Source organism: Rhizobium sp. 2MFCol3.1 (genome assembly GCF_000377565.1).
Taxonomy (GTDB): domain Bacteria; phylum Pseudomonadota; class Alphaproteobacteria; order Rhizobiales; family Rhizobiaceae; genus Rhizobium.
Genome location: NZ_KB898357.1, coordinates 410,826 through 418,638 on the forward strand (window position 1 = coordinate 410,826; position 7,813 = coordinate 418,638).

Annotated in this window: 9 protein-coding genes; 6 read left to right on the forward strand and 3 right to left on the reverse strand. The window is 63.9% G+C overall.

Annotation, left to right across the window (positions count from 1 at the left end; all coding sequences use genetic code 11):
• The first annotated feature begins 18 nt into the window (after positions 1–18).
• Positions 19–504 (forward strand): peroxiredoxin, encoded by a 486-nt coding sequence (locus D460_RS0113385; RefSeq protein WP_018899065.1) that lies wholly within the window; start codon positions 19–21, stop codon positions 502–504.
• Between the two features lie 403 nt (positions 505–907).
• Here D460_RS0113385 and D460_RS35935 read toward each other — a convergent pair whose 3' ends face one another.
• Positions 908–1,045 carry a hypothetical protein gene (locus D460_RS35935; protein ID WP_018899066.1) on the reverse strand — a complete coding sequence of 46 codons (138 nt, stop codon included), beginning with the start codon at positions 1,043–1,045 and terminating at the stop codon, positions 908–910.
• Between the two features lie 55 nt (positions 1,046–1,100).
• On the opposite strand from D460_RS35935, the gene D460_RS37080 reads away from it, so the two are divergent.
• The 4 genes from D460_RS37080 to D460_RS0113410 are packed head-to-tail and all read left to right on the forward strand — an operon-like array spanning position 1,101 to position 3,747.
• Complete coding sequence (locus D460_RS37080) at positions 1,101–1,226, forward strand: hypothetical protein (protein ID WP_018899067.1); 126 nt, start codon at positions 1,101–1,103, stop codon at positions 1,224–1,226.
• Positions 1,223–1,963, forward strand: a complete 741-nt coding sequence (locus D460_RS0113400; protein WP_018899068.1) for an ABC transporter ATP-binding protein — start codon at positions 1,223–1,225, stop codon at positions 1,961–1,963. Before D460_RS37080 ends, D460_RS0113400 begins: the two co-directional genes overlap by 4 nt.
• Complete coding sequence (locus D460_RS0113405) at positions 1,960–2,832, forward strand: metal ABC transporter permease (protein ID WP_018899069.1); 873 nt, start codon at positions 1,960–1,962, stop codon at positions 2,830–2,832. Before D460_RS0113400 ends, D460_RS0113405 begins: the two co-directional genes overlap by 4 nt.
• Positions 2,833–2,847: 15 nt before the next feature.
• Positions 2,848–3,747, forward strand: a complete 900-nt coding sequence (locus D460_RS0113410) for a zinc ABC transporter substrate-binding protein (protein ID WP_026283107.1) — start codon at positions 2,848–2,850, stop codon at positions 3,745–3,747.
• 31 nt (positions 3,748–3,778) lie between these two features.
• Here D460_RS0113410 and D460_RS0113415 read toward each other — a convergent pair whose 3' ends face one another.
• Both D460_RS0113415 and D460_RS0113420 read right to left on the reverse strand, forming a co-directional pair.
• On the reverse strand, positions 3,779–4,087 hold the full coding sequence (locus D460_RS0113415; RefSeq protein WP_026283108.1) for a Dabb family protein: 309 nt from the start codon (positions 4,085–4,087) through the stop codon (positions 3,779–3,781).
• 136 nt (positions 4,088–4,223) lie between these two features.
• A complete protein-coding gene (locus tag D460_RS0113420) occupies positions 4,224–6,107 on the reverse strand; it encodes a methyl-accepting chemotaxis protein (protein WP_018899072.1) in 1,884 nt (627 codons plus the stop codon).
• A 303-nt stretch (positions 6,108–6,410) separates the two neighbouring features.
• Between D460_RS0113420 and fdhA the strand changes: the two genes are divergently transcribed.
• Entirely contained in the window at positions 6,411–7,601 is a 1,191-nt protein-coding gene (gene fdhA / locus D460_RS0113425; protein WP_018899073.1) for a formaldehyde dehydrogenase, glutathione-independent, read from the forward strand.
• Positions 7,602–7,813: the final 212 nt, after the last annotated feature.

The window sequence follows — 7,813 nt, forward strand, 5'->3', positions numbered from 1 at the left end:
AATAACCAGGAGATAGTCATGACCATTGCAATCGGCGACACGCTGCCTTCGGCGACCTTCAAGGAAAAGACGGCTGACGGTCCGGTCGAGACCACGACCGAGGCGCTGTTCAAGGGCAAGCGCGTGGTGCTCTTCGCCGTGCCCGGCGCCTTCACGCCGACCTGCTCGCTCAACCACCTGCCCGGCTATCTCGAAAACCGCGACACCATTCTCGGCAAGGGCGTCGACGACATCGCCGTCATCGCCGTCAACGACTGGCACGTGATGGGCGCCTGGGCGCAATCCTCCGGCGGCATGGGCAAGATCCATTTCCTCCCCGACTGGGACGCTTCCTTCACCAAAGCCATCGGCCTCGACGCCGACCTCTCCGGCGGCGGCCTCGGCGTGCGCTCCAAGCGCTACTCGATGCTGGTCGAGGACGGTGTCGTGAAGTCGCTCAACGTCGAAGACAATCCCGGCCAGGCGACGGTTTCGAGCGCTGCGACGATGATCGAGCAGCTTTGATGTGATGTTGCGGGGCGGGGCCGCGTGTCGGCTTCGCCCTGCGCTTGGCCACGCTGCGCTGGCTTCCGTGGCGGGTTGCTGCGGGCCTTGGCTCTCTTGCGTTTTTAACGCACCGTTGCGTTTCTGGCGGCGTGCTTAGATCCTCGGGACGAGCCCGAGGATGACGCCGAGAGCGTAGGAAGCGACGTCCTTTCAATAGGTTAGAGACGTATCCATCCTTTCAACCGTCATACTCGGGCCCGTCCCGAGTATCTGCTGTCGGTGCAATTGGCTCAACGTGAATGGACGCTGGGCGAGGACGGGGCTGCGGGTGCCGGCTCAGACGCAAGTACGCATCACCCACCAACTCCAGTGGCTCCGGCTCCTCTCATCCCCCTGAACCGTTGCATTCGCGGCTGCGTGCTTAGATCCTCGGCACGTTGGCCGAGGATGACGCCGAGAGAGTGGCGGCGGCGTCCTCCCAGTCCGCCTTCCACTTCCTGTTCTCCACAAACCTCTGCTGGTCGCCGATATTTTCGCGCTCGAGCGCTTGCGTCCTCATTGAAAATATCGTTATAACGTTACAAAGTAATGTTATTACATACTGAGTGCCGAGAATGACCCTCCTAAACAATCTCGCCGCCGGCCTGTTGGGCACATCGGCGATGAGCCGCGTGATCGGCGCTGTTGTCGTCACCGCCCTGCTCTGGATCGCGATCGCATGGGCGGTGGTGCTGCCATGAGCGAAGATCTGATCCGGCTTTCCAATCTTACCGTCGCCTATAACCGGCACCCGGCTGTGCACCACGTCTCCGGCGCGATAGCGGCCGGCAGTCTGACGGCCATTGCCGGGCCGAACGGCGCGGGGAAATCGACGCTTTTGAAGGCGATCATGGGTGAGCTCAGGCCGAGCGAGGGGCGCGTGGAGCATCGGCTGCAGCGCACCGATTTCGGCTATCTGCCGCAGGCGGCCGATATCAACAGGCGGTTTCCGATCTCGGTGCTCGATACCGTGCTGCTCGGCGCATGGCGGCAGGCGGGGGCGTTTTCGCGGGTTTCGGGTGCGGAGATGGTGAGGGCGCGTGAGGCGATCGCGGCGGTCGGGCTCGAAGGTTTCGAGCGGCGGCAGATCGGGTCGCTGTCGTCGGGCCAGCTGCAACGCGTGCTGTTTGCGCGGCTATTGCTGCAGGATGCCAAGGTGATCCTGCTCGACGAGCCCTTTACCGCGATCGATGCCCGCACCACCCGCGACCTGATCGAGATGATCAGGCGATGGCATGGCGACGGGCGCACGATCGTGGCGGTGCTGCACGATTTCGAGCAGATCCGCGCGCATTTCCCGCAGACGCTGCTTCTCGCCCGCGAGATGATCGACTGGGGCCCGACCGCTTCCGCGATGTCGGCCGAGAACCTGTTGAAGGCGCGGGCGATGGCCGAGCGCTGGGATGAGGACGCAGACGCCTGCGCGCCGGCCGCATGACCATCTACGATCTCTTCTTCGCGCCCTTTGTCGACTACGGCTTCATGCGCCGGGCGCTGGTCGCGTGCCTTTGCCTCGGGCTCGGTTCCGGGCCGATCGGTGTGTTCCTGATGTTGCGGCGCATGAGCCTGATGGGCGATGCGATGAGCCATGCGATCCTGCCGGGGGCGGCGATCGGCTATCTCGTCGCCGGGTCGCTGTCGCTGACGGCGATGGGGATCGGCGGGCTGGTGGCGGGGCTCGCTGTGGCTTTGCTGTCGGGCGCGGTCAGCCGTGTGACGGTGCTGCAGGAGGATGCGAGCTTTGCCAGCTTCTATCTGGCATCGCTGGCGCTGGGCGTGCTGATCGTCTCGCTGAGGGGGTCCAATATCGATCTGCTGCATGTGCTGTTCGGCACCATCCTCGCCATCGATCCCCCTGCCCTCTACCAGATCGGCGCGATCACGACGCTGACGCTGATCGTGCTCGCCGCGATCTACCGGCCGCTGATCGCCGAATGCTTTGACCCGAGTTTCCTCAGGGCGATCGGCGGGCGCGGTCCGGTCTATCACTTCCTGTTCCTGCTGCTCGTCGTGCTCAATCTCGTCGCCAGCTTCCAGGCGCTTGGTACGCTGATGGCGGTGGGGCTGATGATGCTGCCGGCTGCGATCGCGCAGCTCTGGTCGCGCAGTCTGCCCTCGATGATGCTGGTGGCGGCCTTGAGTGCCGCGGCATCCGGCTATTTCGGGCTGATCGCCTCCTATCATCTAGAGCTCGCCTCCGGGCCGACGATCATCATGACGGCGGCGGCGATCTACGGCTTCTCCATCTTTTTCGCACCGTCGGGCCTTGCCCGGCGTCTTTTCCCCCGCGCCCATCTCAAGGGCTAACCAAAGGATCCTTCTATGCCCCATAGAAGATTGCTTCTTGCCGCCTCGCTTCCCGCGCTGATGGCCTTCTCGGCCATGCCGGCTTCGGCCGAAACGCTGAAGGTCGTGGCCTCCTTCACCGTGCTGGCCGATGTCGTCAAACAGGTTGGCGGCGACCATGTCGACGTCAAGAGCCTCGTCGGGCCGAACGGCGACCCCCACGAATTCGAGCCGTCGCCGACCGACGCCAAGAACCTGAAGGCCGCGAAGGTCACCTTCGTCAGCGGCGAAGGACTGGAGGGCTGGATGGACCGGCTGATCGCGGCATCGGGCTACAAGGGCACGCCGGTGACCGTCTCCGAGGGCGTGAAGACGCGCACCATGGAAGAGGACGGCAAGACAGTGACCGATCCGCACGTCTGGAACAGCCCCGTCAGTGTCAAGGTCTGGGTCGCCAACATCGAGAAGGCGCTTTCATCGGCCGATCCTGCGGATGCGGCGGCGTTCAAGGCCAATGCCGCGGCTTACACCAAGAAGCTCGACGAGATGGACGCCTATGCCAAGGCGAAGTTCAAGGATATCCCCGAGGATCACCGCAAGGTTCTGACCAGCCACGACGCCTTCGGCTATTTCGGCCGGGAGTATCATGTGAGCTTCCTGGCGCCGCTCGGCGTCTCCACCGAAAGCGAGGCGTCAGCCGCCGAAGTTGCCCAGCTGATCGAGCAGATCAAAGCCGAGCACGTGAAGACGTACTTCTTCGAGAACTCCAACGATCCGCGCCTCGTCAAGCAGATCGCCAAGGCAACGGGGGCTGAGCCCGGCGGCGAGCTCTATGTAGAGTCGCTGTCGGATGCCAAGGGCCCGGCATCCAACTACGAGAAGATGTTCCGCTACAATGTCGACCAGATCTCCGCCGCGATGCGCAAGGGCAGCTGACGACGGAAACCGAGACGTTCGACCTGCGGGATCAGACCTGCAGGTCGAAGACGATCAGGCCGCCGAGGCCGCCATCCAGCGACGAGACGATGCGCTCGCCGACGGCGACATGCTCGGGATGGACGAGATAGGCGTCGCGCGCCTCCGGGCTTTCGAAGGTAACGGCAAAGCCATCGACGAAGCCGGCATGCAGGCCCTCTGGCGAGACGTTCGGGCCGTATTTGATATCCAGAATACCCGGAATGACCTGCTTCAGCGCGACGATCTGTTCAAACAGGGACTGCTTCTCTTCGCCCGTGATGGCCGATTTCAGCCGCATCAGCACTGAGTGCAGGATCATATGGTCGCCTCCCGACATGTTGTTATCCGCAAAGCATAGTGGGAATGCGGCTGCGGGCAAGATGCAAAGATTAGCCATGGAAAAAGGCGCGACCGGTGCCGGCCGCGCCTTCTGAACGATGATTGCCAAGCCGCGGTCAGGCGGCGGAGCGGCCGCCGAAGGACGACGTCAGGCGATCGGCGAGCGCACGGGCCGGCGACTGTACCGGACGCGAGCTTGACGTTGCGGCGCTGACGGCGCGGTCGTCGAGTTTGAACTGCGACAGGAGCTCCAGCAGGGTTGCCGCCTGGGTCGCGAGGCCGTGACTTGCCGCGGTCGCCTGCTCCACCATGGCCGCGTTCTGCTGCGTGCCCTGGTCCATATGGTTCACCGAGGTGTTGATCTCCGACAGGCCGGTCGACTGTTCGCGCGCCGAAAGCACGATCGACTGGACGTTGCGGTTGACGTCCTGCACTTCGGAGACGATCTCCTGCAGCGCCTTGCCGGTGCGGCCGACGAGATCGACGCCGCCGCGCACCTGTTCGCCGGACTTGGTGATCAGCTGCTTGATCTCCTTGGCGGCGTTGGCCGAGCGCTGGGCGAGTTCGCGCACTTCCTGGGCCACGACCGCGAAGCCCTTGCCGGCTTCACCGGCACGCGCCGCTTCCACACCGGCGTTCAGCGCCAGCAAGTTGGTCTGGAAGGCGATGTCGTCGATGACGCCGATGATGTTCGAGATCTGGCTCGACGACTGCTCGATCTCATGCATGGCATCGACCGCCTCGCGGACGATGTCGCCGGAGCGTTCGGCGCCGGCCTGGGCGCGCTTGACGAGTTCGCCGGCGTCACCGGCGCGGGTGGCCGAATCCTTGACTGCGGTCGTCACCTGTTCCAGTGCGGCGGCCGTCTCCTCGACGGAGGCTGCCTGCTGTTCGGTGCGGCGGGACAGATCGTCGGCCGACGCCTTGATCTCGGCTGCGCCGGCATCGATCATCCGGGCATTCTCGCCAACCGTGCGCAGCGTTTCCTGCAGACGGCCGATCGATTCGTTGTAGCTGATGCGCAGCGCGTCCAGCTGATCAGCGAAGGGCGTTTCGAGACGGTAGGTCATGTCGCCATCCGACAGGCGCTGCAGCCCGACGCCGAGGCCATCGACAGCAAAGCGGACGTCTTCGGCTTCGCGTGCCTTCTGCGTTTCGCGGGCGATGCGCTCGTTTTCGCTGAGGCTGCGATTGGCTTCCGTTTCGCGCTCGAGGCGTTCGCGCTCCAGCGCGTTTTCGCGGAAGACAGTGACGGCGGCGGCCATTTCGCCGATCTCGTCGCGGCGGGCGCCGTGCGGGATCTCATGGCTGTTGTCGCCTGATGCAAGCTTGTTCATCGCACTGGTGATGTCGCTGATCGGCCGCGCCACGCGGAAGAACGAGATGAAGGCGGCGGCGATGGCGAGAAGGGCCGCGATGGCGACGGCCGCGATCGTCGAGATCCGGGCGAAGCTGATGACGTCGCTGGAGATCGTGATCGATGTTGCCGCCAGGGTCTTGTTGTTGTCGACCACGCCCTTGATGATGCCGCTGGCCTCAGTGCTGATCGGGTCCATGTTCTCGACCATGAACGTCTTCAGGTTCGCCTGCTCGCCCGAGGTCGCCATCTTCGCGATCGTCGCGCCGAAATTGTCGTAGTCGCGGAAGTCCTTTTTCAGCGTCTCGACCTTGGCGCGGGTGGCCGGCAGGGTGACGCGGGTTTCGAAGGAAGCGAGCGCCTCGTCGCGAACGACGCGGACATCTTCCAGCGCCTTCTCGAGCGTTGCGATCTCCTGCGGGCCAGTTGCCGACAGCATGGCCGTGACATGGCGGCGCTGATCGCCGAAGCTCTTGTCGAGCGCGGCCAGGAAGGCGTTGCCGGTCATGTTGCGGACCATCAACTGCGACTGTGTTTCGAGATTGGAAATAGAGTTGAGCGCCAAGCCGCCCTGAATGACACCCAAGACAACAACGCCGCCAAACAGCGCTGGTATCAGTGTCCTGATCTTCAAATTCATCATCGTAAGCCCCGGTCTTTCTTCAATCTTTTCGCTCTGGCCCTCCTCAACCGGCAACCGGTTTGACAAATGGCAATTGAGAAATACTTACCGGAGCGATGCTTGCGGCTAAATGTAGCAACGCCCCATGTTCCGCTGCGAAACGCCCGAAACCCAGGGCGTTACGACTGCACGATGGCCGTTTCGGGCGGAAAAACCGTCGTAAACGGGACGACGCCGGCGACATTCTCCTCTAAGCTGCGACGCATGACCGCACGGGAAGAGGAGCCCGCGCGGAGGTGAGCATTTTCAACGGAGGAGATGAAAATGAGCAAGAACCGTGGCGTCGTCTACATGCGGCCCGGCGTTGTCGAAATCCATGACATCGACGATCCCAAGCTCGAGGCACCCGATGGGCGCCGCATCGAGCATGGCGTGATCCTGAAGGTGATCTCGACCAATATCTGCGGATCGGACCAGCACATGGTGCGCGGCCGCACCACGGCGATGCCGGGGCTGGTTCTCGGCCATGAAATCACCGGCCAGATCATCGAAAAGGGCATCGACGTCGAGATGCTCGAGGTGGGCGACATCGTCTCCGTACCGTTCAACGTCGCCTGCGGCCGCTGCCGCTGCTGCAAGTCGCAGGACACCGGCGTCTGCCTCACCGTCAACCCGTCGCGCGCCGGCGGCGCCTATGGTTATGTCGACATGGGCGGCTGGATCGGCGGCCAGGCCCGCTACGTGACCATCCCTTACGCGGACTTCAACCTCCTGAAAATTCCGGATCGCGACCGGGCGATGGAGAAGATCCGCGATCTCACCATGCTCTCCGACATCCTTCCAACAGGCTTCCATGGCGCGGTGCGCGCCGGCGTCGGCGTCGGCTCGACCGTCTATGTCGCGGGCGCCGGCCCGGTCGGGCTTGCGGCTGCCGCTTCCGCCCGCATCCTGGGTGCCGCCGTGGTGATGATCGGCGACTTCAACAAGGATCGCCTGGCGCATGCCGCCCGCGTCGGTTTCGAGCCGATCGATCTGTCGAAGAGCGACCGTCTCGGCGACATGATCGCGCAGGTGACGGGAAGCAACGAAGTGGACAGCGCGATCGACGCGGTCGGCTTCGAGGCGCGCGGCCATTCGGGCGGCGAGCAGCCGGCGATCGTGTTGAACCAGATGATGGACATCACCCGCGCCGCCGGCTCGATCGGCATTCCCGGCCTCTATGTGACCGAGGACCCCGGCGCCGTCGACAGCGCGGCCAAGACCGGCAACCTGTCGCTGCGCTTCGGCCTCGGCTGGGCCAAGGCACAATCCTTCCACACCGGCCAGACGCCGGTGCTGAAGTATAACCGGCAGCTGATGCAGGCGATCCTCCACGACCGCCTGCCGATCGCCGATATCGTCAACGCCAAGGTGATCCCGCTCGAAGAGGCCGTTCAGGGCTACGAGAGCTTCGACCACGGGGCCGCGACGAAATTCGTGCTCGACCCGCATGGGGATGTGGCGAAGGCAGCTTGAGGGCTCGCTCGACGGATATGGGGTGGCCAGCGTTGGCGCGCGTGGCCCCCTCACCCTACCCTCTCCCCGCTGGGGAGAGGGGGAGCAAGAGGCCCGCCACGAGTCCCTTCTCCCCCGCGGGGAGCAACCATGTCTCATCCATTCACATATTTCGGCGTCCATTCGGTCTTTCGGGTAAGGATTGTGTTGGCGAGAATGACGAGTTTTCTGGC

Bases quoted from the DNA above. Each gene is read 5' to 3' on its own strand.
- D460_RS0113385 (WP_018899065.1), top strand. From the start codon at position 19: ATGACCATTGCAATCGGCGACACGCTGCCTTCGGCGACCTTCAAGGAA.
- D460_RS35935 (WP_018899066.1), bottom strand. From the start codon at position 1,045: ATGAGGACGCAAGCGCTCGAGCGCGAAAATATCGGCGACCAGCAGAGG.
- D460_RS37080 (WP_018899067.1), top strand. From the start codon at position 1,101: ATGACCCTCCTAAACAATCTCGCCGCCGGCCTGTTGGGCACATCGGCG.
- D460_RS0113400 (WP_018899068.1), top strand. From the start codon at position 1,223: ATGAGCGAAGATCTGATCCGGCTTTCCAATCTTACCGTCGCCTATAAC.
- D460_RS0113405 (WP_018899069.1), top strand. From the start codon at position 1,960: ATGACCATCTACGATCTCTTCTTCGCGCCCTTTGTCGACTACGGCTTC.
- D460_RS0113410 (WP_026283107.1), top strand. From the start codon at position 2,848: ATGCCCCATAGAAGATTGCTTCTTGCCGCCTCGCTTCCCGCGCTGATG.
- D460_RS0113415 (WP_026283108.1), bottom strand. From the start codon at position 4,087: ATGATCCTGCACTCAGTGCTGATGCGGCTGAAATCGGCCATCACGGGC.
- D460_RS0113420 (WP_018899072.1), bottom strand. From the start codon at position 6,107: ATGATGAATTTGAAGATCAGGACACTGATACCAGCGCTGTTTGGCGGC.
- fdhA (WP_018899073.1), top strand. From the start codon at position 6,411: ATGAGCAAGAACCGTGGCGTCGTCTACATGCGGCCCGGCGTTGTCGAA.